Below are 23,545 nucleotides of genomic sequence, written 5' to 3' on the forward strand. Positions count from 1 at the left end.
GTCTCCTGTTGATAGGCAATCAGCGCCACAGCCCGCTCGGGTGCCAGCGCGGCGGGCGCGGCGTCACAGCGGATTCCGGCAAGAAATGGGGCGCGTGGAATGGCAACGCTGATGCTGGCCCAGGCGCCAACGTCAGCAGGCGTGCGATACGCTCTTGCGTTGCCGGATGCGTGCGCAAGCAGGAGGGCTCGGGATTGCCCCATCCCGGCCACAGCCAGGCACGCCAGGAGCGGCTGACCCGCTCGATTTTCGCCAGCGCGGACGCCAGCCCCTGCGGGTCGCCCGTCAGTTCCGCCGCGAGGCGGTCAGCGTCGAACTCACGCACGCGAGACAAGCCGAGCTGTGCGAGCAGGGCCAGCTGGGGCGATGCGGCCAATAACAATAGACCAGGCCAATAGACCTCCGCCGCGCCAACCAGCAGCGCGGGCAGGTTGAGCAGGATCGCGATTTGTCCCATGAGGGCCAGCAGGCTCGTGAGGCGACTGACGGAATCCGCCAGCCTCATGACGCGCAGATCCTCATTGGTGATGTGCGCGATCTCGTGCGCGAGCACACCCGCCAGCTCGCGTGGGCTCAGGCTGCGCAGCAGGCCATCGGTGAGGGCGATCGATGCCTCCTGCTTCGATCCGGTGGCGAAGGCGTTGACGACGGCACTGGGCACATAGTGCGGCACCGGCGTGGCGGGCAAACCGGCACGGGCGGGCAGCTCGCGCAACAGGGCCCACATCTCGTGGGCTTCTTGCGGGTGCAAGGCCCGTACGCGGTACAGGCGCAAGCTCAGCGCCGACGCGGCTACCGGTTCCAGCAGCAACGCACCTGCAACGGCAAACAGCGCGAGCCACAGGCCGCCTTCCCCAAACGGCAGTCTCCCTGCTGCGGCTGCGATCCCGACCAGGGTCAGGACCAACAGCCCGGTCTGCAGGCGGTTGAGCCAGCGGTGTTGCAACAGCGCCGTGCGCGGATCACTGGGATGATGACGGGTCATGCTCAGAGGTCTCGGCGGCGCGGTCGCCGCGCTTGCGCAGCAGCCAGTAGGTCGCACCCAGAGCCAGCGTGGCGCCTGCCAGCGCGGCTATCTTTGCGGGGCTCGCCTCGGGGTCAAGGATCACGAACTTGCGCGCCAGCGCGATCAGACCGATGAGGATCACGGTCTTGACCTGGATGATGCTGTCCCGACGCAGCGCCACGCGCACAATGGAATGCTTGAACTCCATCGCGATCAAGAGCGTCATGATCATGCCGAACACACTCTGGAATACCTTGTGATCCAGGGGATTGAAGGCATCGAGGACCAGCAGCGTGAAGACGATGGCGATGAGCTGGAACAGCGACACCACGATGATGACGGCAATTACCGCCGACAGAACGAGGGCGACGACCTGCTCGAAGCGCTCGTATAAACTCATGATGGCCCATTGGTCACGGAAGACCTGAAATGGATTGCGGCCTGTTGACTTCATGCAGATGGACTCCCTGCGACATTGCCGCTGTCGAGACGGCGGCGCATCGCACTGATGTGTCCTTCAATCAGCTCGGTCGACATGCCAAGCGTCGACATCACCTGTTCCGCCAGCCCAATAGCTGCGGCAAAGGATTGCTGATACACGCGCACGTTGGGCATGGCGCGAAATGCATCGGCCGCGGTCGTACTTCTGCATGACACCCACAAGGTCAGCGCCGGACGGCGCTCGGCAATCGCCTGGGCGATGCGCAACGCTTGCTGGGCATGGGCGAACGTCAGCACCACCATGTGCGCATGCGTCAAGCCGGCAGCCAGCAAGGTATCGGGCCGACTGGCATCGCCATGGAACACCGGCGCGCCGGCGGCACGCGCGGCCTCGACCTTCTGCGCGTCCGCCTCCAGCAGCAGATGCGCCACGCCGGCGTGGCGAAGAATCTCGCTGACTGTCAGGCCAAGCTCGCCCGCGCCGCAAACGATGACATGGTCTCGATATCGCGCCGTCTGCGCGGCGATCTCGACTTCTTCAGCCTGGGGTGGCTGAATGACGCCGCCGGTGCGGCTCAAGAACCGGGCAAGTACATCGTGATGGCGGATCAGTAGCGGTGCCAGGGCCATGCTGAGCACCAGCGCAACTAGCATGGGTTGTACGACGGTCGCGGGGATCAGATGCTGCTGCAAGACCATGCCCAACAACAGCAGGGCGAACTCGCCGCCATGCCCCAACGCTATGCCCGTGCGCCAGGCATCGAGGGCGGACAGGCGCGTCGCCCGCAAGGCCAGGGTGTTGAGCCCGATCTTGACCGGTACCAGCACTGCCAGCCACGCGAACACCGCCAGTGGTGCCGAAAGAATCTGCGCTCCGTCCAACTGCAGGCCGATGGTCACGAAGAACACCCCCGACAACACATCGCGAAACGGTTTGAGGTGGCTTTCCATGTGGTGACGGAAGTCGCTCTCGCCCAGCACCATGCCGGCCAAAAACGCACCCAGGGCGGCGGATACGCCGACCGCGTGTGCAGCAGCGGCGGCAGCCACCACCACGCACAAGGAAACCAGCACGAAGGATTCTTCGTGGCCCTGCCGCGCCACCCAGCCCAGCAGGCCATGCAACAGACGACGGGAGGCGAGGGCCGCTGCCGCGAACAACATCAGCACGCCCAACACTTCGAGCAGCACGCTCTCGATCTTCGGCGACTCGCCGCGCGCCCAGATCGCCAGCAGGGCCAGCAGGGGCACGCTGGCCAGGTCCTGAAAGACCAGCACGGCGATGGCGCTGCGGCCGTGGCGGGTGGTGAGCTCGCCTTGGTCGGCCAGCTGTCGGCTGACCAGCGCCGTGGACGACATGGCCGCCGCAGTGCTGAGCAACGCAGCGCTCTGAACTGGCTGTCCCAGCCACATCAACATCAAGGTCAGTGGCGTGGCGACAGCGATCATCTGCAAGCTGCCGGCCGCCAATACGGTTTTACGGGAAAGCCAGAAGTGCCCGAGGGAGAACTCCAGCCCAACCATGAACAGCAGCAGGGCCACGCCCAGCTCGGACAGAAAATCAAGCGCTTCTCCCGGCGCGACTACACCGCTGACCGACGGGCCCAGCAAGGCGCCGACGGCGAGGTAACCCAGCAAGGCGGGTACTCTGAACGCCGCCGTCGCCACCGCCGCGAGGCTGCATGCCGCCAGCAGGATCAGGGTGGCGCCGAGCAAGTCCTGCATCGGTCAGCGCCCCACCTGTGCAGATGCCCAGCGCACGATGTCCTGCGCGCCCAAGGCGCCGGCCTGACGCCCGATCTCCCGCCCACCCTGGAACAGGGCGAGCGTCGGAATGCTGCGGATGCCGAACTGCGCGGCCAGGTGGGGTTCTGCCTCGGTATTGACCTTGGCCAGCCTGACCCTGGGTTCGAGCTGGCGCGCCGCTTGCTGGAACTGCGGGGCCATCATCTTGCACGGCCCGCACCAAGGTGCCCAGAAATCGACCAACAGTGGCAGGTCGCTGCGCTCCACGTGGCGCGAGAACGTCGCCGTGGTCAACTCGATGGGTTCGCCCGTGAACAAGGGCTGCTGGCAGCGGCCGCAGTTGGGATGTTCCGATAGCTTCGCAGTCGGTACGCGGTTGATGGACTGGCAATGCGGACAGACGAGGTGAAGATTATTCTTCATGGTTCGCCTCCTTGGACCACAGTGAGGCTGCCGCGCTTCGGGTCACAGACAATGCCGACCAATCAACGCCTTGGAGCCAATCGTTCCCGTCTTTGCTTACTCCGGCCTCTTCCAAATGAGCAGCGATGAACGCTTCGGCCTGCATGAGCCACCTTTGGACAGTATCTTCCTTACTAGGAATCAGCAGGATTTCAGAGACGCTGCTGGCATCCAGCCCGTCCACACGGATAAGCAGAAAAATGCGCCGCCACAAACGCGGCATGTCCTTCAGCAGGTCGAATGCAAAAGCGAACTCGCTCGACCGATCAACTAGCTCCTCCTGTTCCGCGATCGTTGCGGCATCGGGATGCTGACTGTCAGCGATGATATCGGCCAGCCTGAGTGTGTCGTCGGGCTGATAAAATTCGAAGACTTCCTCTTCCACCATGGCCTCGGCGACGTCCTGGGCATCCGCTTCGACCGGCGCGTCCAGAGAAACGAATTCGCCAAATTGCCGGCTGTTTGCCACTTCGTGATCTAGGACGGCGAACAGATGCTTCAGAAGACCGAAGTAAGCCGCTTTTTCTTCCGGCACGGATTGCCATTCCACCTCAGCTTGGACAATCGCTTCATCCACCACGTCGCGCAGCGTCGGATAATCGCGCGGTAAATCGCCGACGGCACGCAGATAAGCCAGCTCACGCCTTGCGACAGCCTCAAGTTTCGACAGTAGAGGCATTCGGGTCACTTTGGCCTCATGGGCGGCTGACGCGGGTTTTGCGGCAATTCGCACCTTGAGCTCGCGCAAGCGAGCGCGTCGTGCTTTGCGCTTGATTTGGTCCTGAGCATGCAGCCGGTCAAAATGCTTCTTGGCCTGACGGAACAACGACTGTGCGAGCATCTGCGCGAGGGGCGTCAGCTCGTCATGTGATGCAGTAACGCTGACAATCTTTTTGCCGGGCAGGTGCATATAGCCACTGGCCAGAAATTGCCGCTTGGTCTTGTCGCGATCAAGGACGATTTGAAGTCGCACTGAATCTTTAGTGTGTTTGTCGAGCAGTGGCTTGAGGTCGCGCTCGATCACATTTCCCAAAGCTCTCTGCCATGGTTCATGAAACTCTTTGTCGATAGCTCGATAGCTATATTGCATCTGCATGCATGACTCCTTTGATGTCATTTCTATGGAGGCACGAACCGAAAATGCTCATATCCATAGAATTTAGTTTGACCCGCTCTTATCCCTGGCGCGTTTTGCGAAGACGCCAACTCAAGAACAAAAGCGTGACACCATAGACTGCCGCATAGAAGCCCAACAGCCAGCCTGCGCCCAGGAATGACTCGACCGGACGGGAAAAAAATATCCACAAGACGATAGCGCCAAGGACAATCGAGAGCAGTCCACTGAAGGCAAGCCAGATTTCACCCTTGATTTCTTGACGCAGCCGAACGGCGGCGGATATCTCCAGCACTCCGGTGAAAATCGCCCAGAACCCCACGCTAGCCCATAAAAAAGAAGCCAAGACCATCGTGGCGACCCAAGGAGCAACCAGGACGACGACGCCGGCAAGCATGCCGACAATGCCGCTGAACAGCAGCCAGCCCCAGCGCTCTTTTTTCTGGATATGGCGCACCGCTGCAACCAAGTTGAAAGCGCCATTGACCAAGGAAAATGCGCCGAACACCAAAGTCATGGCCAACAGAGCCGATTGTGGCATCCAGAACGCAAGGGCTGCGAAAATCAATGCCAAGACACCGCGCAGCGCAAAAAGCCACCAATTTTGGCTCAGCGAACACAGTGCTTTGGTGGGGTCATCCGCATTGGAATTGGCGATGGTGTCTGTATTCATGCTATATCTCCTAAAGATCTAATGGGGTGAAAAAGCAAACACTCCTGAGCCAAGAGAGGGGCGCGACGCGCCCCTCTTACGCCCTATCCAGCGGTTTCAGAACAACTTGGACAGTTTTGCCTTGACTTCATCGAGCCAGCCTTTTCCGCCGCCTCCCCCAGCCGTCTTTTGCTTGACTTTCTTGAGCTCAGCATACAGGGGCTCAAAGTCCTTCTTCTTTCCATAGCCCAGCAGTTCTGCCATTTCCAACTGCTGCCGCGCTTCGTTCAATAATGTCTCCAGGCGCTCATTGGACGCTTCGCTCCGCTGACCATCTTCTACCAAGGTCTCGGCGCGCTTCAGGAGCAGCCTGGCGCGCAGGGCGGGCAGCGGATGCACGCTGCGCGTCTCGACCAGCGTGCTGAGCGCTGCCTGCAGCGCGGCTTTGGCTTCTTCGATCTTGCCCTGATCGATCAGCGGCACGACTGACTTCACGGCTGCGGGATAGGACGCCAGAGGGATGTTGGTGACCACGATCACGATTTCACTGGCCAGCAAAGCCAGCACGTGACGTGCCTGTTGCACCTCGCCATGTTTGAGGGCATCCAGCGCCTCGTCGGTCATCGCCTCAATGGTTTCCGTGTTGGCGAACAAGTCGTGCACGATGGTGCGCACATCAACGGGGGCCAGGGCGAGCGTGGGTTCGCGCGCAACGATCAGCTCCAGCTTTCCCGTCACTTCGGCCAGCGTTGCCAATGCGCGTGCAGCGTCCTTGCCGTCAAGTGCGGCCAGCGCTGATTTGGTCAGCGCCAAGGCCGAGACGGCCTCATCGAGGACTTGTTTACGTTTGTCTGCCGCCTGCGAGTCCGTTTCCTTCTGAACCTCAGGCTGTACCTCCGTGACGACTTCAGGCTTGGCCTCTGGACTGACAGGAAGGCTGCTTACCGCGGCCTGTTCGTTTATTTCTTTGTTCGTCGCATTGGGATTCGATGTTTGCTCATTCATGGTGATATGCCTCGTATGAGTTAGTGAAAATAGGCGAATCTATTGGGCTGACTGCGCCCATCGCGAGACTAGCCGATGGTGCAGTCAGCTCCTTCACCACATCAAGACAGCCTTTGGATGCGCATCTTCAACTCGTCGAGCCACCCCTTGCCGCTTTTTCCTCCGGCGGATTTCTGCTCGATAGCCTTCACCTGATCGAAGATGGGCTTGAAGTCCGCTTTCTTGCCATAGCCTAGGGCTTGCGCCAGCTCGATTTCCGTGCGCACGTAGGCCAGCAGGGCGCTGAGCTCCTCGCTCTGTTTGGCATTGCGCTTGCCGGTCTCGGCCAGCTTTTCCGCTTTTGCCATCGCGACTTCGGCCCGTAGCACGGGCAGAGGAAAGGCGACCGAGGTCATCACCAGCGTGTTCAGCGCTCGGGCGAGCACCGCCTTGGCATCGTCAATCTTGCCGCTGTCGATGAGCCGTGCGGCCGACTTGATCGCTGCCGGGTACGTTGCCATCGGCAGGTTGTCGGTTTCGATCACGATTTCGCTGGCAAGATTGGCGACGATGGGCCGTGCCTTTTGCACCTCGCCATCATCCAACAACTCCCGAGACAACTTGACCGCTTTCTTGACCGATTCCACGTCGGCGTGGATGTCATGGGTGATGACGCGTACATCGACGGGCGCCGAAGCAAGTTTTGGGTCACGCGCCAATACCAGTTCCAGCTTTCCGCTGGCCAGTTCCAGCGCAGCGAGCGCCTCCTTGGTCTTCCTTGCATCAAGGAGGATCAATGCCTCATGGGTCTTGGCCAGCGCAGTGATTGCATCTTGGGCGAGTTTGGCGCGCTTTTTCGCGGCTTCCCGGGCGACCTTGTCATCTACCTGTGGCTGTGCCGCCTTGGATGCGGCAGAGGGTGCTGCAGCACCTGGGCTAGAACCTGCCGCCGATTGGGCCAGAGCCGGTCCGCTCAGTCCGACGACGACCGCCAGGGCAAGTGCGGAGAAGATGTATTGTGGCTGTTTGATATTCATGATCTTGGGCTCCTGATTAAAGTTAGTTGACTGAGATTTCAATCTGTTTCGGTTTGGCTTGCTCGGCCTTGACAAGCCGCACTTCCAGCACGCCGTCTTTCATGGAAGCCGTCACCTTGGTCGGATCAACGTTGTCAGGCAAGACAAAGCTGCGCACAAAGCGGCCATACGCACGTTCGATGCGGTGGAACTTCTTGCCCTGCTCCTCTTTTTCCAGTTTGCGCTCGCCGCTGATGGTGAGCACACCGTTCTCCGCGCTGACGCGCACGGCATCCTTGGGGACCTCCGGCAGATCCAGCTTGAGGAGGAATGCGTTCTCATCCTCGCTGATGTCCACCATTGGTGCCCAGTCCGCCGTGGTCATGGCTTCGTTGCCGGTACGGGCGCCCTGTCGCTGGGGTGTTCGTCCGAACATCGTCGCCAGGCGGTTTTGCAATTCATCCAGTTCCCGGAAGGGGTCCCACGGAGTCAATGCAGACATATCGGTTCTCCTTGAACAATGCCGGCGAATTGGATGACGCACCGAACAGAGCCGCCGGTTCACTCTGAACAGAGCCTACTACTTTTCGTTTCCATCAAGAACAAGTCCTTGGGTCAATTGAAGGATGTCGTTCTCGTCGAGCGTTTCCCGCGCCAGCAGTTCGCGAGCACAACGCTCCAGCACCGCGCGGTTGGTGTCGAGGATCCGGTAGGCGCGCTCGAACACGCCCATCACGATGTCGCGGATGGCCTGATCGATGCGCGCCTGGGTCGATTCGGCCACCCGGCAGCCGCCGTGGGCCAGTTCCGGTGTATCGAGAAAGCGTGGCCGCTGCGCCTCGAAGGCGATGTAGCCCAGTCCTTCGTCCATGCCAAAGCGGGTGATCATGTCGCGGGCAATGTCGGTGGCCCGTGCGAGATCGTCTGAAGCCCCTGTGGACAGCTCGCCAAACACGAGCTTCTCAGCCGCGCGCCCTCCCAGGAGCACGGCGATCTTGTGCTCCAGGTCGGCACGTGTCATCAGAAATCGGTCTTCGGTGGGCCGCTGCAGGGTGTAGCCGAGTGCACCGATGCCACGCGGCACGATTGAAATCTTGTGTACCGGACCGGTGCCGGGCAGCGCCAGCGCCACCAGCGCATGCCCCATCTCGTGATAGGCCACGGTTTCCCGCTCCTTGGGATTGAGCACTCGGTTCTTCTTCTCCAGGCCCGCCACGATGCGCTCGATGGCGGCGGTGAAATCCTGCAACTCCACGGCGGACGCTTTGCGCCGGGTCGCGGCCAGCGCGGCCTCGTTGACCAGGTTCGCGAGGTCTGCACCCGAAAAGCCCGTGGTCAGCGCAGCCACCTGTTCGAGATCGATATCCTGAGCCAGCGTCACCTTCTTGACGTGGACTTTCAGGATGTCCAGCCGTCCCTTCTTGTCGGGCCGGTCCACCAGCACCTGGCGGTCGAAGCGGCCGGCACGCAGCAGCGCCTGGTCGAGGATTTCGGGGCGGTTGGTGGCGGCGAGGATGATCAGCCCCACCGAGCTGTCGAAGCCGTCCATCTCGGTGAGCAGCTGGTTGAGCGTCTGCTCACGCTCGTCGTGGCCGCCGATGGGCCCGCCGACGCCGCGCGCGCGGCCCAGCGCATCGAGCTCGTCGATGAAGATGATGGCCGGCGCCTGCCCGCGGGCCTGCTCGAACAGGTCGCGCACGCGCGCTGCACCCACGCCGACGAACATCTCGACGAACTCCGAGCCTGAGATGGAAAAGAACGGTACCCCGGCCTCGCCCGCCACGGCCTTGGCCAGCAGGGTCTTGCCCGTGCCGGGCGGGCCAACCAGCAACACACCTTTCGGGATGCGCGCGCCGAGGCGGCCGTAATCCTGCGGGTTCTTCAGGAAATCGACGATCTCAACCAACTCCGCCTTGGCTTCATCGACGCCAGCGACATCGGCAAAGGTCACGCCAGTGTTCTTCTCCATGAATACCTTGGCACGGCTCTTGCCGATGCTCAGGAAGCCACCCATGCCCTGCTTCTCGGCGAAGCGGCGGAACAGGAAGAACCAGACGCCGAAGAAGGCCACCGCCGGCAGAATCCAGGAGAGCACATCACGTAGCCAGGTGCTTTCCACCACCCGCGCATAGGGCACGTCGTACTTGGACAGCCGCTCGGCCAGGTCGGGTTCGACACGGGTGGCCACGATGGTGGTCTTGCCCCGGCTGTCCGGCGATTTCAGGCGCCCGGTGACCGTGCGGTCCGACACCAGCACTTCGGCGACGCGCCCCTCGGCCAGCGCCTTCTCGAATTCGCTGTAGGGCACGGGCTCGACGGTCTTGGCCGCCTGCCAGTAGTTCTGCAGCGTCAGCAGCAACAGGCCGGCGACGATCCAGTAGCCAATGTTCCATTGATCTTTCTTTTCCATGGGCAATGTTCCTCGCAAGTCGTGTCGCTAGAGAATGGGGGTGAACAGACGGGCCACCCCGTCGCGCAAGCGGATGGCCAGCGGGCGGGCGCGCAACGCCTTCGCCGATATCTCGCCCGACGCATCACGAGCGGCATCAAAAAGGGATTCCAGCCGCGTAGACAGCGCGGTGTCGTACACCTCCACATTGAACTCGAAGTTGAGGCGCAGGCTGCGCGCATCCCAATTGGCAGAACCCAGGCAGCACCACTGGCCGTCTATCAGCATCAGCTTGCTATGGTCGAACGGGCCAGGCCGTTCGAAGATGCGCACACCGTGCTCCAGCACCTGCCAGTAGTGGGCGCGCGCGGCCCATTGCACCGTGGGATGGTCGCCGTTTGCGGGCGTCAGCACCTCGACGCGCACGCCGCGCAACGCGGCCGTGCTCAGCGCCGCGATCATCGGCTGATCGGGGACGAAGTAAGGTGTCCAGATGCGCACCGAATGCTTCGCCGCGCTCAAAGCGCCCATGAAGGTCCAGCGCATCCTGTCCAGGGCATCATCTGGACCGGCCTCGATGCCGCGCGCCCAAGAGTTTCCTTGTTCATCAGCCGTTGCGGGCGATTCGCCCCAGTAACCCTCGCTGAGCCGCTCGCCCGTGGTATCGCACCAATCATCGGTGAAGCACCCCATCAGATGCGCAACCACCGGCCCGCGCAGACGAAAGTGCAGATCGTGACAGGCCTGGCCCGGCGCATCGGGCCGCCAATACGGGCTGAAGATGTTCATGCCACCGGTGAAACCTGTCTCGCCATCGATCACCAGCAGCTTGCGGTGGTTGCGCAGATGCGCGGCATGCAGGCGCGCGGGAATCAACGTCGGGTTGAACGTCGCCGCCGGAACGCCGGCGCGTTGCAAGGCGCGGTAGGCGCTGCGGGGCGTCCAGCGGGCAGAGACGTCGTCGATCAGCACCCGCACTTGCACGCCGCGCTCATGAGCCCGGCGCAGCGCATCGACGAACTGCGCCCCGATGCCTTGGCTGTCGAAGATGTACGAGACCAAGGCGACGCTGTACCGCGCCGATTCGATGGCGGCGAGCATGGCCGGGTAGGCCTGCTCGCCATCGACAAGCGGCTCGATGCGGTTGCCGCCGGTCAGCGACTGGCCGGTGGCGCGTCCCACCAGGTGGGCCAGACCGGCAAGCGGCGGCGATACAGCCTCGGGCATCGTGGGCGAGAGGTCCTGCCGAACAGCAGGATCTGCCCCCGGGAAGAGCCGCCGCGCCCGCCGCTGGTAACGGTTGATGCCGAACAGCCCATACAGCAGCGAACCGCCCAGCGGCAACAAGGCGATCAGCAGTATCCACAGCGTGGCCGATCGAGGGTCACGCTTGTAGATGACCGCGTGCCCCGCTGTGGGGATAGCGACCGCCAGCGACACGAGGGTGGCTGCCCATGTCAGCCCGTTGGGGTCGGACACGACAGCCTCCCATCGCTCAAGATTCGCCGCCCGCCGGCTTCTTCTTGCGCTTAGGCTTGCTCTCGCCGTTCGGCGGTGCCTCGGCCACGTTCGCGGCATCGGGCTTATCAGGCTCGGCCGGCTGCGCGGGTGGCTCCTTGCGCTCGAAGACGACGCGTTCGGCCTTGTCGTCCCAGCGGGCGCTGGCGTGATCGCCCTTGCCGATACCGCCACCCAGCATCTCGCGCGCCAGTGCCGTCTCCAGCTCGCTGCGGATCAGCCGCTTGAGCTCACGCGCGCCGAACTCGGGCTTGTAGCCTTCCTCCGCGAAGTGATCGATCAAGGTCTGATCGAAGGTCAGCGTCACGCCCTGGCTGGCGGCGTTGCGGGCCACACGATCGAGCTGCAGGCCGACGATATGGCGGATCTCCTCCTTGCCCAGCGCATGGAAGACGATGATCTCGTCGATGCGGTTGAGGAACTCGGGGCGGAAGTGTCCGCGCAGCACGTCCATCACCTCGGACTTGGTCTTCTCGTATTCCTCGCCGGCGGCGCCACGGGCCTTCAGCCGACGCTGGATGATGTCCGAGCCCAGATTCGAGGTGGCGATGATGATGGTGTTGGTGAAATCCACCACCCGGCCCTTGCCGTCGGTGAGGCGACCGTCGTCGAACACCTGTAGCAGGATGTTGTAGACGTCGGGGTGCGCCTTTTCGATCTCGTCGAGCAGCAACACGCTGTAGGGCTTGCGGCGCACCTTCTCGGTGAGCTGGCCGCCCTCGTCGTAGCCCACATAACCCGGAGGCGCGCCCACCAGGCGTGCCACGCTATGGCGTTCACCGTACTCGGACATGTCGATGCGCAGCAGCGCGCCCTCATCGCCATAGATGGACTCGGCCAGTGCCTTGGCGAGCTCGGTCTTGCCCACACCCGTCGGCCCGAGGAACAGGAAGGTGGCCACTGGCTTGCTGCCTTCGCGCAGGCCCGCGCGCGACAGCCGCACGGCATCGGCCACGGCACGTACTGCTTCGTCCTGTCCCACCAGGCGCTCATGCAGCCGCTGTTCCAGATGCAGCAGCTTCTCGCGTTCTTCCACCGTCAGCTCGTTGACCGGGATGCCGGTCAGCCGCGAGACGATCTGCGCCACGTGCTCTGCCTTGACTTCGGCGCTGCCCGAGGCGCGCTCGCGCTCCCAATCCTCGACGAGCTTCTTGAGTTCAGTCTCTTTGGCCTCGATGCGCTTGCCGAGCTCGGCGGCCTTGTCGTACTGCTTGCGCGAAGCCGCATAGTCCTGCTCACGCCGCAACTGATGCAGTTCGGACTCCAGCTCTTGCACCGCCACCGGGCGCGCCGTGGCCGACAGCTTCACGCGTGCGGCTGCCTGGTCGAGCAGGTCGATGGCCTTGTCGGGCAAAAAGCGCGCGGTGATGTAACGGTCGGACAACTCGGCGGCGGCGATGATCGCATCCTCGGTGATGCTGACCTTGTGGTGCGCCTCGAAGGTGTCGCGCAGGCCGCGCAAAATCATCATGGTCTGCGCTACCGTCGGCTCGGGCACCATCACCGGCTGGAAGCGACGCTCCAGCGCGGCATCCTTTTCGATGTACTTCTGATACTCGTTGAGCGTGGTGGCGCCGATCAGGTTCAGCTCGCCGCGCGCCATCATCGGCTTGAAGACGTTGGCCACGTCCAGCCCGCCTTCGCCGCCACCTTGGCCGGCACCGACGATGGTGTGCACCTCGTCGATGAAGAGAATCAGCTCCCCCTGGTGCTCGGTCACTTCCTTGAGCACCTTCTGCACGCGCTCCTCGAACTCGCCGCGGTACTTGGCGCCGGCCACCATGGCATTGATGTTGAGTTCGACCAGGCGCTTGTCACGCAGCGTTTCGGGCACTTCGCCTGCGACCATGCGCTGCGCCAGCCCTTCGACGATGGCGGTCTTGCCGACGCCGGGTTCGCCGATCAGCACCGGGTTGTTCTTCTTGCGCCGGGCCAGCACTTCGATGGTCGTCTCGATCTCCTGCGCGCGGCCGATGACCGGATCGAGCTTGCCCTCGCGCGCCATCTTGGTGAGGTCGCGCGAATACTTGTCGAGTTCCGGCGTATTGGTCGGCGTCTCGGCACGGCCGTCCTCGGCCCCCTTGCCGACCACCTTGCTCACCTGCTGGCGCAGCGCCTGCGGCGTGAGCCCGTAGCGGCGCAGCAGGTTGGCTGCCAAGCCTTCGCCTTCCTCGGCGAGCCCGATCAGGAAATGCTCCGGCCCGACATAAGAGTGGCCGAGTTCGTTGGAGGCCACGAAAGCACGGCTGAGCGCGTCCTTGACCCGGGGCGACACGCCGATCTCGCCCTCGAACGGCTTATCGCCGCGCTTGGCTTCGGATTCGATCTGGCGCTTAAGGTCATCGACCTTGATCTTGAACTGCCCCAGGATGGTCTTGACCACGTCGCTGTCGGATAGCGCCAGCAGCAGGTGTTCGGTATCGACTTCGGCGCGCCCGAACTCTGCAGCGTGTCGGGCGGCCTCCTGCAATAGGGCCTCGGACTGTTCGCTGATACGGCTGGCGAGCCCACTGCCGCGACGGCGCGCGGTGCCCGTACCGGCCGGGGCGGGTTCGCCGAACGAGGCATCGACGACCTCGTCGGTATCGGCCGCCATGGACGGTGCGTCGTCACCGATGCGGAAGAAGTCGCTGCCAAGGAAGTCTTCGAACAGCCCGCTGCGCGAGCCGAACAAGGCTTCCAGCGGTGAGACGGTGCGCTTTTGCTGGCGCACCAGTTGGCGATAGTGATCGTCACACAACAGCATGGTGCTGTGGCGACCATTGAGATTGGCTTCCACCCGCACCGTGGCGGGCTGGCCGCAGACTTGGCATTGTTTTCTGGCCATGCTGATGCTCCTGTAAAGATTGATCTGACGAGGCACCGCCGATCACGGTGCCTCATCTCTTTGTGGTTTTTGAGAAAAACGCGCTGCCCCGCGTCAGCCGTTGATCGGGATCGAGCGCCCCTGCTGGGGCGTACTGGCCTCGCGCTTTTCCATCGTGATCGTGAGCACGCCGTTCTTGAAAGCGGCCTTGATCGTGTCCTGGTTGGCATCGGCCGGCAGGTTCAGAGCGCGCTGAAAGCTGCCGTAGGAGCGCTCCACCCGATGGAAACCGCCGTCTTTCGTTTCCTGCTCCTGACGCTTTTCACCGCGCACCAGCAGCACGTCGTTGTCGAGCGTGATCTGGATGTCTTTTTCCTCGATGCCGGGTACTTCCAGGGCGATCTTGTACTGCTTGTCGGTCTCCTGGATGTCCAGCGCCGGCTTCAGCATGCCCGGCCAGTCCGACGGCCAGCGTGGCATGGCCAGCGTCGGGAAACCGAAGCCTCGAAACGCGTCGTCGAACAGGCGGTCGATCTCGCGATGCAATTGCAGGATGGGACTGACGGGCCCACCCGCCACCGGCAGGTCATTGCGCTGCACCGGGAGCGAGGCAGTGCTCTGTTGTTCTTCCTGCTCCTTCTTGAACCAGTTCCAGGGAGCCAATTTCTTGAAATCAATGTCCATGTCACACCTCCAGAAGAAAAATTGAAGACTCTCGCTCACTCCGTTTGCCTGCGGCGACGGACAGCGCGCCCAGACGACACGGAGTGTTCCGCTGACTTTGGCTGCTCATCTGTGCGTATCACCTCCTTCTTTCTGCCTGCTTGGATCTGATCATTGATCCATCGATCGATTTCACTTTGACGAAACCGCCACGTCCCGCCGACCTTGAAGGCCGGAATCTCCCCGTGCGAGGCGAGCCGGTAAAGCGTCCGCTTGCCGACTTTCAAGTAGGCAGCCAACTCGTCGAGTGTGAAGATCGCCTGCTGGCGCGCTGTCATACCACCCCCACAAGTTCCGTCGTCACGCGGCCTCGCCTGAGGAAGTTCTTGCAAGACTTTGCAAGATATTGCGCCTAACATGCCGAAAGTCAAGAGTCAACATCCAGCGATCTGCTGGCCGATTGATGTGACTCAATCGTAAGCAGCCAGGAAACAAATGTTGGCTGCCACCGCGATGGTGCTCCCCAAGTCATCAATCTGCAGCCATGTGAAAGGGGAAGTCCATGAACGAGATTGCCCGAGTCGGGGTGGATCTGGCCAAGCGGGTTATCTAGGTGCATGCGGTGGATGCGCGCGTGGTGGTTGCCAAGGCGCTGGCCGCTGACAAGTTTGCGGCCTGGTGCGCGGAGCTGCCTCCCGGCTGCCTGGTGGCCCTGGAGGCCTGCGGCGGTGCGCATCACTGGGCACGCAAGCTGCGCGGCTATGGGCTGGATGCGCGGCTGATTGCAGGCCACTTCGTCACGCCCTACCGCATGGCCGGCAAGGGACGCAAGAACGGTGCGGCCGATGCCGCAGCGATCTGCGAGGCGGCAACCCGCCCGCACATGCGCTTCGTGCCGGTGAAGCCGCCGGCGCAGACGCTGCTGGCCAGCCATCAGCTACGCAAACCTCCCGATTCACTCACGCAGCTTATTCCTGCTTGCCTAGGGACGACCATGTAAGCGGCAGATGGTCGGAGTCCTTTGCGACCAGCACCTACGCGAGCAGCCCGGAGGTGGGGATGCCCTTGGCGATGATCTCCGCCGGGACCGGCGCCTGGGTCAGCGTTCGGCACCTATGCGCAGGTCCACTTGCCGCGGATGTGGCACTCGACCGTGAACACGCCCGGCGTGTAGTCCAGCTTCTCGCTGATGCGCTTGAGCGCACAGCCGCACGCGCAGCGGGTGTTCTCGGGCTCGTGGTGGCAGTCCACGCGCGGCAGGTCCGCCGGCAAGGCGGTGCGCTTAGGCATCGCGCCAGGCGTAGCCGGCGGCTTCTTCTTGCCCAGCAGTTCCTAGAGCTGCGCCTCAGCCGCGGCAAGGTCGGCGTCCAGAGCCTCGTCGAACAGCGCGCGTTGTTCGGCATCGAGCTGCTCGCTCTTCTTGCCGAACTTCAGGCGTCGCAGCTGGGCGATCTCGAACGAGAGCTTCGCCGTAGGCGCTGACATGGGCGAAAAGCATCCGAGCATCACCCCCCAGGATGGCTCTCATCTCGATACAGAGGTGAATCCTCCGCACTATTCGGCTCCCTACGATGATATGGACTGATCACATCGGTAGGGAGAAAGCATGAACTTACGCCATCTTCGCTGCTTCATCGCCGTAGCCGAGGAACTGCACTTCAGCCGGGCTGCTCGACGGCTGCACATCGAACAGTCTCCACTGTCGCGCACGATCCGCCAGATGGAGGCGGATTTAGGGGTGCCGCTGCTCAACCGCTTGCCACGCAGTGTTCGTCTCACACCGGCGGGACAGGTCTTCCTCGAAGAAGCCCGGCGCGTACTGCTGGCCTTCGAGCAAGCGCAGACCAAGGCACGCGCCGCAGCGAACCAGCGGAACACGCTGCGCATCGCACTATCTGGTGACATGGGGCAGGCCCGCTTGTCGGCGTTGCTTGCGCTTTGCCGCGAGGAGGCACCACAGGTCGGCATTCGGATATTTGAAACGCCACTGGCGCAGTTGGTGACTGGACTGCGCAACGACTTGTATGACGCAGGTTTTGCATTGGCTGGTGAAATGGACGCCGGCATCGTCGCCATGCCGGTGTGGCGAGACCCGCTGGTGGTGGCTTTGCCCGCCAGGCATCCGCTGCTGGCTTTCAAGGAAGTGCCGCTGGAGGAAGTGGCGAGCTATCCGCTGGTGCTGTGCGATCCCCAGGTCTGCGAAGGTTGCAGCCGGCAGCGCGAACGGCTGCTCCGCACGGTGGATGCGCAGCCGACGGTAGCCGAGTACGTCAAGACCCATTCCCTGATGCTGGCTCTCGTGGCCGCCGGCTACGGCGTGGGCTTTTCGAGCGCGGCGCATCTGGCGGGTTGCCATCAGGCCGATGTCGTCGTGCGGCCGCTGGCCGACGAGACCGCTTCGCTGACGACCTATCTACTGCGACCCGAAGGCGAAATCATGGAGCCGCTGCGGCAGTTCATCGACCGCGTGGAGCGTGTCGGACGCCCGCAAGGCACCGATCAACGCCCGATGTGACGCGGGGATTTTGGACGGTACGATTCCCTTTCGGTCTGGACCTTGACCCGCATTGCATCGGCGGCCGACCTTTTGCGTCACGGGCATGGATGGCGAATCGGGCCTATCCACCCGGCATCAAGCAAGGCACCTTCAAGCTGTCGAGGTCACAGCAGTGACGCAGAACGCATGAGCCCTTGCTGGATGCAAACCGGCTCAGCCGGAAGTCGCATTGGCGCTTTACCCCGCCCGTATTCCTACGAAAACTTTGCCCTGGTTTTCCGGTAAAGCGCGGCATCCCTTCCTGATCGAACTTGGATGCGCGGCTTTTCAGACCGTTGCGCCGGTAACAAGATTTTTCGCAGGTGCATTATGGTTGAGGTGTAGCGGGCACCGCAAGGAGGTTTGCCCCCTGCGTAACGCTCGGCGACATCGCCGCACCCAACGTCCACCACGATGCCGACCGGCTCGCGCTTCATCGGGTTCTTTGGGCAATCGCTGCGCCCATGTGGGCCGCGCGCGCTTGCCATGTGTCGATCCGACGATGGGAAGAGCGCGATATGCCGAAATCGAGCAGCCACGCCTTTGGCGCAAAGACGTACTACCGACCGATCGAGGCGGCCGTCCGCTGGTGCGGTCTCCTGCGCTTCGAGCAGCGTATTCTGGAAGCGCTGGAGCAGCGTGCCATGCCGGAGCCCGGCGAACTCCCGCGCTGGCCGCTGCTGCGCCTGTATGCCGAGCGCATCTTCGACGCGCTGACGCATGGCGAATTGCCCGGTGGCAAGGCCGGCATCGTGCTGGACTCGCAGCGGCCGGCGCTCGACGACCCCGAGTTGACCGTGCGCCACGTGGACTTGAAAGCGTGGATGTCGCAGTTCTACCCCGGCGATCGGCCGGGGTTTTTGTTTGACGGCATCGAACGCGCGGTGCATCCGGCGGTGAGCGTGGACACGCTCAACATTCTGCTGGCCGATCGCGAAGCAGCGAAGTCGCAACTTGCCGAACTTGCCCTGGTGCATGAAACGCTGCGCACCGCGCACGAAGCACTGGCGAAGGAACATGCCACGCGCGCGGCCAACGACGAACAGGCGCGCGAGCCTGGCCTGCGCAGCGAGACGACTTACCTCAACATCATCGGCGGACTGCTGACGCTGCTGCTGGGCAATTCGCCGTCAGGCGCGGCCTATTCGTCGTTCCGCAGCATGGATGCCGTGGTCAGCGCGCTGATCGCACACCATGAGGGGCGGCCGGGTCTCAGCGAGCGGACGCTGTGGAGCAAGCTCGCGCAGGCGCGGCGCCACCTGGAGGCGTCGCGCTGACGACGCGGCCAGCATGATGCCGATGCGGCGCACTGCAATTGCAGTCGCTGCTTCTGCAATTGCAGTGATTTCGGCGACCGCGGTGTATTGAATACGAGGCACTTTCCGAACAGCGCCAGTGAGCGTCAAGGAGTGTCTCTCATGTCTTCGCAGACCACCGCGCCGGCAGTGCCGGCCGAGCACCGCATCCTGCGTCGCGCCGAAGTCGAGGCCAAAACCGGCTTCAAGCGCGCGCACATCTACAGCCTGATGAAAGAAGGCAAGTTCCCCAAGGCGCTGCGCTTGGGCGTGCGCGCCGTGGGCTGGGACTCGGCGGAGGTCGAGCAATGGATCGCCGATCGCCTCGATGAGCGCGCCTGACGCTTTTCCTCGGTACATGCCATTCAACCGGGAGAGGCCCATGCAGGTGGTGTCCATCATTTCGACCAAGGGCGGCGTCGGCAAGACCACGACGGCGGCCAACCTGGGCGGCTTCGCAGCCGACACCGGGCTGCGCGTGCTGCTGCTGGACCTGGACGTGCAGCCCACGCTGTCGAGCTACTTCACGCTGGCCGAGCGCGCGCCGGCCGGCATCTACGAGATGCTGGCCTACAACGAGCAGCGCGCCGAGCAACTGGTGTCGCGCACCGCGATCGAGCGGCTTGACCTGGTGCTCTCGAACGACGACCGCGGCGAGCTGAACACGCTGCTGCTGCACGCGCCCGATGGCAGATTGCGGCTGCGCCACCTGCTGCCCACGCTGGCGCCGCACTACGACCTGCTGCTGATCGACACCCAGGGCGCGCGCAGCGTGCTGCTGGAGATGGCGGTGCTGGCCTCGAACTTGGCGCTTTCGCCGGTGACGCCGGAAATCCTCGCGGCGCGCGAGCTGCGGCGCGGCACGCTGCAACTCATCGAGGACATCGCGCCGTACCGCCACCTCGGCATCGAGCCGCCGCCGCTGCACCTGCTCATCAACCGCGTGCATCCGGTGTCGTCGAATGCGCGGCTGATCCAGCAGGCGCTGCGTCAGGTATTCCAGGAGCAGCCTGGCGTGCGCGTGCTGGACACCGACGTGCCGGCGATTGAAGCCTATCCGCGCGCCGCGACGCGCGGACTGCCGGTGCATCGGGTGGAATACCGCCAGCCGGCGGGCCGCACGGCACCTGCCGCATTGGAGACCATGCGCGCGCTGGCCGGCGAGCTGTTCCCGGCGTGGCAGGAGCGCTTTGCGCTCGTCACCGGCCGAGGCGACGCGGGAGGGGCCGGCCATGGCCAGCGCACATAACCTGGCCCGCGGCCACAAGCGGCTGCGAGGGCTGATCGAGTTCGCCCTGGGAGAAGGTTGGAAGGTGGTGCGCACCCGCGGCGGGCACCTGCTGTTCACGAAGCAAGGCTGCGCGCCGATCTACACCAGCTCGACGGCGAGCGACCACCGCGCCGAGCGCAACGCCCGTGCGCAGCTTCGCCGCGCCGACCGACAGGCGCAGGAGAATGGCCGTGGCTGAGCTGACGCCGCAGGACATGGCTGCCAAGCTGCTGGCCACCGGCTTCGAGCGCAGCGGCCCTTCGGCCGCGACCTTGAGCGACCCCATCGCCGACACGCCGATGGTGGTGACGCTGGACCAGTTGCGGCCCTACGACCACGACCCACGCGTGACGCGCAACCCGGCCTATGCGGAGATCAAGGCGTCCATCCGCGAACGTGGGCTGGACGCGCCCCCCGCGATCACGCGCAGGCCGGGCGAGGCGCACTACATTATTCGCAACGGCGGCAACACGCGGCTGGCGATCCTGCGCGAGTTGTGGAGCGAGACCAAGGAGGAACGCTTCTTCCGCATTGCGTGCCTGTTCCGCCCGTGGCCGGCGCGCGGCGAAATCGTGGCGCTGACCGGGCATCTGGCCGAGAACGAGCTGCGCGGCGGCCTGACCTTCATCGAGCGGGCCTTGGGCATCGAGAAGGCGCGCGAGTTCTACGAGCAGGAAAGCGGCCAGGCGCTGTCGCAAAGCGAACTCGCGCGGCGACTGACGGCCGACGGCTATCCGGTGCCGCAGTCACACATCAGCCGCATGAACGATGCGGTGCGCTATCTGCTGCCGGCGATCCCGACGCTGTTGTACGGCGGATTGGGCCGGCATCAGGTGGACCGGCTCGCAGTGCTGCGCAAGGCGTGCGAGCGCACCTGGGAGCGGCGTGCGCTGGGCCGGCCGCTGACCGTGGACTTCGCTTCGCTGTTTCAGGATGTGCTGTCGCAGTTCGACACGCAGCCGGAGGGCTTCTCGCCCCAGCGCGTGCAGGACGAACTGGTGGGTCAGATGGCCGAGCTGCTGGAAGCGGACTACGACACGCTGGCATTGGAGGTCGATGACAGCGAAAGCCGTCAGCGAGTATTGACCAGCGAGCCGGCCGCGCCGAACCCGGCAACGCCTGTCGCACCTGCGGCGCCAGCCATCACGCCGCAACTGTCGCCCGCGGCGCCAACGCCACGGGACACCTCGCCCGTCGCGCCACCGGCAGAGACACCCTCGGCACCACCTGCCGCTGCACCAAACGCCCGGGACGGGCAGCGCGACGAGCGCCTGCAGGGGCACATCGTGACGCCGGCCCCAACCACCGAGCGCCTGCAGTCCATCCAGCGGATGGTCGCGGATCAGCTCGGCGACAAGCTACCCGACTTCGAGGCAGATGCGCTGCGTGCGATCCCGGTGCAGGTTGGCGGGCTCTTTCCCATCTCGGATGTCTGGTACATCGAGCCGGGCCTGGACGTGCCGGATCGCCTGCGCGTGCATATCTCGCAGTTCGCTCGCGAGATCGCGGGGGAAGCGGCGGTGGGCGACCACATCGAAGCCAGCGATGGCGGCATCGGCTTCGTCTGCGTGACGCCGGCCGTGGGCCAGGCGAAGGCGCTCCCGGCGTTCGCGCGTGCGATGCTGACCCTGCTGCACGCGCTGAGCACCGCGCCGGCACCCGCGACCGGGCTGGACAGCGCGCGGCTGGCCGATGACCTTGGGCCGCTGCTGCATGGTCACGGCGGCTTGGTCACGCGCCTGAGCGATGCCGGGCTGGTAAAGCTGTTCCGTCTGCTGCGCCTGGCGCGTCGGCTGCTGGATCTGGAAGCCGGCGTAGCGAGCCAGGATTCCTGAGCGCAGGAGGCTCCCGTATGTCGGCACCGCACCCGCTCAACCAGGCCGTGATCGCCCAGGCCCTGCATGACCTGCGCAACGGCCAGTTGCGCCGCTGCAAGGCCATGGGCTTCGGTGAGGAGGAGCTGGATGCGCTGAAGCACCCAGAACTCGTGAGCATGCTGGTGAATGCCACGGTGTCGTGGTGTTCGGTGTCGGTGAACCGGGAAGTGTTGAAGCGGCTGCTGAGCCAGGTGCACGACGTGGAGCGGGAGATCGCCACGGTGGACCGCATGCTGCGCCTGGGGGCGAGCACGGAGATGGTCAGCAAGTTCTACGGCCTCACGCATCAGGAAGTGGCGCTGCGCCGCGACATCCTCGGGCTGCCCAAGCGTAAGGGTCGGCATCCGGTGCTCGACGAGGCGCAGGACGTGGCCCTGTGGGAACGCTGGAAGGCCGGCATCACGGAGCGGCACATCGCACTGAACGACGACATGGCGATGCTGGCGCTGACCATGGACCTGGCCGAGGCCATGACCCTGCCCATGTCGGTGATCTGGTCGGCGATACGGAACTGGGTCGACCAGGGGCTGGTGTAGGTCATGACGACGGGCGACGCTCCACGGCGTGATGGCCCGGTTGCGCTGTCGGCGTTGTTCGACGAGGCGCTGCGGCACCTTGAGCCGAAGGAACCGGCGCAGGGCACGGCGCCGAGCCAGGACGGCTTTCTCTACAGCGGCAACCGGCACGAGAGCGTGCCGCGCGCGTTGTTCTTCGACCGGCGCCTGACGCCGCTGGAGCGCAATGCCTGGCAGGTGTTCCGCCTGCAGCTCAACGACGACGGCGTGACCGCCTTTCCCACCTACGACCAGCTCCGCCCATATCTGGCGTCCATGCCCTGTGCGGCGCAAGCCTCGCACGAGACCGTGGCGCGCGCCTTGACGCTGCTGCGGCTGACGCGCTGGCTCAGCCTGGTGCGGCGGCGGCGCGATCCCAAGACCGGCCGTATCCAAGGCAACCTCTACGTGCTGCACGACGAACCGCTGTCACCCTTCGAGGCGATGCAGCTCGACCCGGACTACCTGGGCCTGGTGAGCCAGGCGCTCACGCACGCGGCGAAGGCGGTGCAGGTCGTGGGCATGAACACGCTGCGGGAGATCGCCGAAGACCCGCTGCTCAGCGGGCGCACGCTGCCGACCCGTCTGCAAGTGCTGGCGCAGCGCATGGCGCGGCATGGCTGGACGACGCCAGGTTATCCACAGGAGGGTGCGGACCACGAATCCGAAGAAGGCCAGGAAGCCCTTCTTCGGAATGCTGCGCGCCCGTCTTCGGAATCCGAAGCAGGACCGAAACCCGCGCCGGACGGCTCTCTTTGGATTCCGAAGGAGGACCGTACAGTACGTAATGATCGTATAAATGAAGTACGTACAGTACCGCGCGCGAGGGCCTTGCAGAACCTGCGGCTGCCCGAGCGTTTCCTGCGCTTGAAGGACGAGCAGCAGGCCGGCGCGCTGGTGGCGCTGCAGCAGGTGGACGAGGCGCAGAGGCAGGCCGTTCTCGACGAGTGGGCGGCACGCTGCCACAACAGCGCGGTACGCAACCCGGCCGGCTACCTGTTTGGCATCATCCAGAAGGCGATCCGCGGGGAGTTCAAGGCCTGGGCCGGAGAAAGTGCATCGACGCCGCCAGCGCCCCCGTCACCTGCGCCCTCGTCACCGCCAGCATCCCGTGCGGCTGATCCCGAGGTGGCACGTGCCTACCTGGCTCAGCTCCGAGAAGCCTTGCGTGATCGCTGATGTTGACTATCCCCAGGGGATAGCTGGAACAAACACC

The 23,545-nt window shown here is 64.0% G+C and carries 23 protein-coding genes and 1 pseudogene; 9 read left to right on the forward strand and 15 right to left on the reverse strand.

All coding sequences use genetic code 11. The features are described 5' to 3' along the window. Positions 1 to 19 precede the first annotated feature (19 nt). The 14 genes from O0J73_RS00155 to O0J73_RS00220 all read right to left on the reverse strand — a co-directional run bounded on the left by O0J73_RS00155 (position 20) and on the right by O0J73_RS00220 (position 15,135). Positions 20 to 985 carry a zinc metalloprotease HtpX gene (locus tag O0J73_RS00155; RefSeq protein WP_012761373.1) on the reverse strand — a complete coding sequence of 322 codons (966 nt, stop codon included), beginning with the start codon at positions 983 to 985 and terminating at the stop codon, positions 20 to 22. After that, positions 963 to 1,460 carry a heat resistance protein PsiE-GI gene (psiE-GI, locus tag O0J73_RS00160; protein WP_012761374.1) on the reverse strand — a complete coding sequence of 166 codons (498 nt, stop codon included), beginning with the start codon at positions 1,458 to 1,460 and terminating at the stop codon, positions 963 to 965. The genes O0J73_RS00155 and psiE-GI overlap by 23 nt, the downstream gene beginning before the upstream one ends. After that, positions 1,457 to 3,172, reverse strand: a complete 1,716-nt coding sequence (kefB-GI, locus tag O0J73_RS00165; RefSeq protein WP_034067031.1) for a heat resistance system K+/H+ antiporter KefB-GI — start codon at positions 3,170 to 3,172, stop codon at positions 1,457 to 1,459. The genes psiE-GI and kefB-GI overlap by 4 nt, the downstream gene beginning before the upstream one ends. A 3-nt stretch (positions 3,173 to 3,175) precedes the next feature. Further along, complete coding sequence (gene trx-GI, locus O0J73_RS00170) at positions 3,176 to 3,616, reverse strand: heat resistance system thioredoxin Trx-GI (RefSeq protein WP_023109331.1); 441 nt, start codon at positions 3,614 to 3,616, stop codon at positions 3,176 to 3,178. After that, a complete protein-coding gene (locus tag O0J73_RS00175) occupies positions 3,606 to 4,751 on the reverse strand; it encodes a hypothetical protein (RefSeq protein ID WP_308307723.1) in 1,146 nt (381 codons plus the stop codon). Before O0J73_RS00175 ends, trx-GI begins: the two co-directional genes overlap by 11 nt. A gap of 79 nt (positions 4,752 to 4,830) precedes the next feature. After that, positions 4,831 to 5,442 carry a heat resistance membrane protein HdeD-GI gene (hdeD-GI, locus tag O0J73_RS00180; RefSeq protein ID WP_308307724.1) on the reverse strand — a complete coding sequence of 204 codons (612 nt, stop codon included), beginning with the start codon at positions 5,440 to 5,442 and terminating at the stop codon, positions 4,831 to 4,833. Between the two features lie 96 nt (positions 5,443 to 5,538). Further along, positions 5,539 to 6,426 carry a heat resistance protein YfdX2 gene (gene yfdX2, locus O0J73_RS00185; protein ID WP_308307725.1) on the reverse strand — a complete coding sequence of 296 codons (888 nt, stop codon included), beginning with the start codon at positions 6,424 to 6,426 and terminating at the stop codon, positions 5,539 to 5,541. Between the two features lie 101 nt (positions 6,427 to 6,527). Next, entirely contained in the window at positions 6,528 to 7,442 is a 915-nt protein-coding gene (gene yfdX1 / locus O0J73_RS00190; RefSeq protein ID WP_308307726.1) for a heat resistance protein YfdX1, read from the reverse strand. A gap of 22 nt (positions 7,443 to 7,464) precedes the next feature. Then, entirely contained in the window at positions 7,465 to 7,923 is a 459-nt protein-coding gene (gene hsp20-GI / locus O0J73_RS00195) for a small heat shock protein sHSP20-GI (RefSeq protein WP_032174845.1), read from the reverse strand. Positions 7,924 to 8,001: 78 nt separating this feature from the next. Beyond that, the gene (gene ftsH, locus O0J73_RS00200) at positions 8,002 to 9,831 is read right to left on the reverse strand and encodes an ATP-dependent zinc metalloprotease FtsH (RefSeq protein WP_308307728.1); all 1,830 of its coding nucleotides are present in this window, start codon (positions 9,829 to 9,831) and stop codon (positions 8,002 to 8,004) included. A gap of 27 nt (positions 9,832 to 9,858) precedes the next feature. Further along, positions 9,859 to 11,289: a cardiolipin synthase gene (gene cls / locus O0J73_RS00205; RefSeq protein WP_308307729.1), complete on the reverse strand. Its 1,431-nt coding sequence runs from the start codon at positions 11,287 to 11,289 to the stop codon at positions 9,859 to 9,861. 16 nt (positions 11,290 to 11,305) lie between these two features. Beyond that, positions 11,306 to 14,155 (reverse strand): heat shock survival AAA family ATPase ClpK, encoded by a 2,850-nt coding sequence (clpK, locus tag O0J73_RS00210; protein WP_308307730.1) that lies wholly within the window; start codon positions 14,153 to 14,155, stop codon positions 11,306 to 11,308. A 93-nt stretch (positions 14,156 to 14,248) separates the two neighbouring features. Further along, positions 14,249 to 14,818 carry an Hsp20/alpha crystallin family protein gene (locus tag O0J73_RS00215; RefSeq protein ID WP_012761383.1) on the reverse strand — a complete coding sequence of 190 codons (570 nt, stop codon included), beginning with the start codon at positions 14,816 to 14,818 and terminating at the stop codon, positions 14,249 to 14,251. Between the two features lie 35 nt (positions 14,819 to 14,853). Next, positions 14,854 to 15,135 carry a helix-turn-helix domain-containing protein gene (locus O0J73_RS00220; protein ID WP_012761384.1) on the reverse strand — a complete coding sequence of 94 codons (282 nt, stop codon included), beginning with the start codon at positions 15,133 to 15,135 and terminating at the stop codon, positions 14,854 to 14,856. 296 nt (positions 15,136 to 15,431) lie between these two features. On the opposite strand from O0J73_RS00220, the gene O0J73_RS00225 reads away from it, so the two are divergent. Then, the gene (locus O0J73_RS00225) at positions 15,432 to 15,797 is read left to right on the forward strand and encodes a hypothetical protein (RefSeq protein WP_104064751.1); all 366 of its coding nucleotides are present in this window, start codon (positions 15,432 to 15,434) and stop codon (positions 15,795 to 15,797) included. A gap of 37 nt (positions 15,798 to 15,834) precedes the next feature. Here the strand turns inward: O0J73_RS00225 and O0J73_RS00230 are convergent. Next, positions 15,835 to 16,264, reverse strand: a pseudogene (locus tag O0J73_RS00230) (IS66 family transposase zinc-finger binding domain-containing protein); the annotation flags it as partial. A 139-nt stretch (positions 16,265 to 16,403) separates the two neighbouring features. Between O0J73_RS00230 and O0J73_RS00235 the strand changes: the two are divergent. The 8 genes from O0J73_RS00235 (at position 16,404) to O0J73_RS00270 (ending at position 23,508) form a co-directional block, all read left to right on the forward strand. Beyond that, the gene (locus O0J73_RS00235) at positions 16,404 to 17,312 is read left to right on the forward strand and encodes a LysR family transcriptional regulator (RefSeq protein WP_308307731.1); all 909 of its coding nucleotides are present in this window, start codon (positions 16,404 to 16,406) and stop codon (positions 17,310 to 17,312) included. A gap of 539 nt (positions 17,313 to 17,851) precedes the next feature. Then, positions 17,852 to 18,610 carry a hypothetical protein gene (locus O0J73_RS00240; RefSeq protein WP_023109328.1) on the forward strand — a complete coding sequence of 253 codons (759 nt, stop codon included), beginning with the start codon at positions 17,852 to 17,854 and terminating at the stop codon, positions 18,608 to 18,610. Positions 18,611 to 18,751: 141 nt separating this feature from the next. Then, on the forward strand, positions 18,752 to 18,970 hold the full coding sequence (locus tag O0J73_RS00245) for an AlpA family transcriptional regulator (RefSeq protein WP_003454927.1): 219 nt from the start codon (positions 18,752 to 18,754) through the stop codon (positions 18,968 to 18,970). A gap of 40 nt (positions 18,971 to 19,010) precedes the next feature. Further along, on the forward strand, positions 19,011 to 19,877 hold the full coding sequence (locus O0J73_RS00250; protein WP_004265510.1) for a ParA family protein: 867 nt from the start codon (positions 19,011 to 19,013) through the stop codon (positions 19,875 to 19,877). Beyond that, the gene (locus O0J73_RS00255) at positions 19,861 to 20,097 is read left to right on the forward strand and encodes a hypothetical protein (protein WP_033959576.1); all 237 of its coding nucleotides are present in this window, start codon (positions 19,861 to 19,863) and stop codon (positions 20,095 to 20,097) included. Before O0J73_RS00250 ends, O0J73_RS00255 begins: the two co-directional genes overlap by 17 nt. Beyond that, the gene (locus tag O0J73_RS00260; RefSeq protein ID WP_023109326.1) at positions 20,090 to 21,733 is read left to right on the forward strand and encodes a ParB family protein; all 1,644 of its coding nucleotides are present in this window, start codon (positions 20,090 to 20,092) and stop codon (positions 21,731 to 21,733) included. Before O0J73_RS00255 ends, O0J73_RS00260 begins: the two co-directional genes overlap by 8 nt. A 17-nt stretch (positions 21,734 to 21,750) precedes the next feature. Beyond that, complete coding sequence (locus O0J73_RS00265; RefSeq protein ID WP_010792177.1) at positions 21,751 to 22,311, forward strand: DUF2857 domain-containing protein; 561 nt, start codon at positions 21,751 to 21,753, stop codon at positions 22,309 to 22,311. Positions 22,312 to 22,314: 3 nt separating this feature from the next. Beyond that, positions 22,315 to 23,508 carry an STY4528 family pathogenicity island replication protein gene (locus O0J73_RS00270; protein WP_023121162.1) on the forward strand — a complete coding sequence of 398 codons (1,194 nt, stop codon included), beginning with the start codon at positions 22,315 to 22,317 and terminating at the stop codon, positions 23,506 to 23,508. The last annotated feature ends 37 nt before the right edge of the window (positions 23,509 to 23,545 follow it).

The sequence above is a fragment of the Stenotrophomonas sp. Sm6012 genome, assembly GCF_030985895.1.
In the GTDB taxonomy this organism is placed as follows: Bacteria; Pseudomonadota; Gammaproteobacteria; order Xanthomonadales; family Xanthomonadaceae; genus Stenotrophomonas; species Stenotrophomonas forensis.

What these genes read in the sequence shown, in the direction of transcription:
- ftsH (WP_308307728.1), bottom strand. Translation starts at nt 9,831, where the DNA reads ATGGAAAAGAAAGATCAATGGAACATTGGCTACTGGATCGTCGCCGGC.
- hsp20-GI (WP_032174845.1), bottom strand. Translation starts at nt 7,923, where the DNA reads ATGTCTGCATTGACTCCGTGGGACCCCTTCCGGGAACTGGATGAATTG.
- yfdX2 (WP_308307725.1), bottom strand. Translation starts at nt 6,426, where the DNA reads ATGAATGAGCAAACATCGAATCCCAATGCGACGAACAAAGAAATAAAC.
- O0J73_RS00220 (WP_012761384.1), bottom strand. Translation starts at nt 15,135, where the DNA reads ATGACAGCGCGCCAGCAGGCGATCTTCACACTCGACGAGTTGGCTGCC.
- O0J73_RS00215 (WP_012761383.1), bottom strand. Translation starts at nt 14,818, where the DNA reads ATGGACATTGATTTCAAGAAATTGGCTCCCTGGAACTGGTTCAAGAAG.
- O0J73_RS00235 (WP_308307731.1), top strand. Translation starts at nt 16,404, where the DNA reads ATGAACTTACGCCATCTTCGCTGCTTCATCGCCGTAGCCGAGGAACTG.
- O0J73_RS00155 (WP_012761373.1), bottom strand. Translation starts at nt 985, where the DNA reads ATGACCCGTCATCATCCCAGTGATCCGCGCACGGCGCTGTTGCAACAC.
- O0J73_RS00245 (WP_003454927.1), top strand. Translation starts at nt 18,752, where the DNA reads ATGTCTTCGCAGACCACCGCGCCGGCAGTGCCGGCCGAGCACCGCATC.
- trx-GI (WP_023109331.1), bottom strand. Translation starts at nt 3,616, where the DNA reads ATGAAGAATAATCTTCACCTCGTCTGTCCGCATTGCCAGTCCATCAAC.
- clpK (WP_308307730.1), bottom strand. Translation starts at nt 14,155, where the DNA reads ATGGCCAGAAAACAATGCCAAGTCTGCGGCCAGCCCGCCACGGTGCGG.
- kefB-GI (WP_034067031.1), bottom strand. Translation starts at nt 3,172, where the DNA reads ATGCAGGACTTGCTCGGCGCCACCCTGATCCTGCTGGCGGCATGCAGC.
- O0J73_RS00255 (WP_033959576.1), top strand. Translation starts at nt 19,861, where the DNA reads ATGGCCAGCGCACATAACCTGGCCCGCGGCCACAAGCGGCTGCGAGGG.
- O0J73_RS00175 (WP_308307723.1), bottom strand. Translation starts at nt 4,751, where the DNA reads ATGCAGATGCAATATAGCTATCGAGCTATCGACAAAGAGTTTCATGAA.
- O0J73_RS00270 (WP_023121162.1), top strand. Translation starts at nt 22,315, where the DNA reads ATGACGACGGGCGACGCTCCACGGCGTGATGGCCCGGTTGCGCTGTCG.
- O0J73_RS00265 (WP_010792177.1), top strand. Translation starts at nt 21,751, where the DNA reads ATGTCGGCACCGCACCCGCTCAACCAGGCCGTGATCGCCCAGGCCCTG.
- hdeD-GI (WP_308307724.1), bottom strand. Translation starts at nt 5,442, where the DNA reads ATGAATACAGACACCATCGCCAATTCCAATGCGGATGACCCCACCAAA.
- O0J73_RS00250 (WP_004265510.1), top strand. Translation starts at nt 19,011, where the DNA reads ATGCAGGTGGTGTCCATCATTTCGACCAAGGGCGGCGTCGGCAAGACC.
- yfdX1 (WP_308307726.1), bottom strand. Translation starts at nt 7,442, where the DNA reads ATGAATATCAAACAGCCACAATACATCTTCTCCGCACTTGCCCTGGCG.
- O0J73_RS00240 (WP_023109328.1), top strand. Translation starts at nt 17,852, where the DNA reads ATGCCGAAATCGAGCAGCCACGCCTTTGGCGCAAAGACGTACTACCGA.
- psiE-GI (WP_012761374.1), bottom strand. Translation starts at nt 1,460, where the DNA reads ATGAAGTCAACAGGCCGCAATCCATTTCAGGTCTTCCGTGACCAATGG.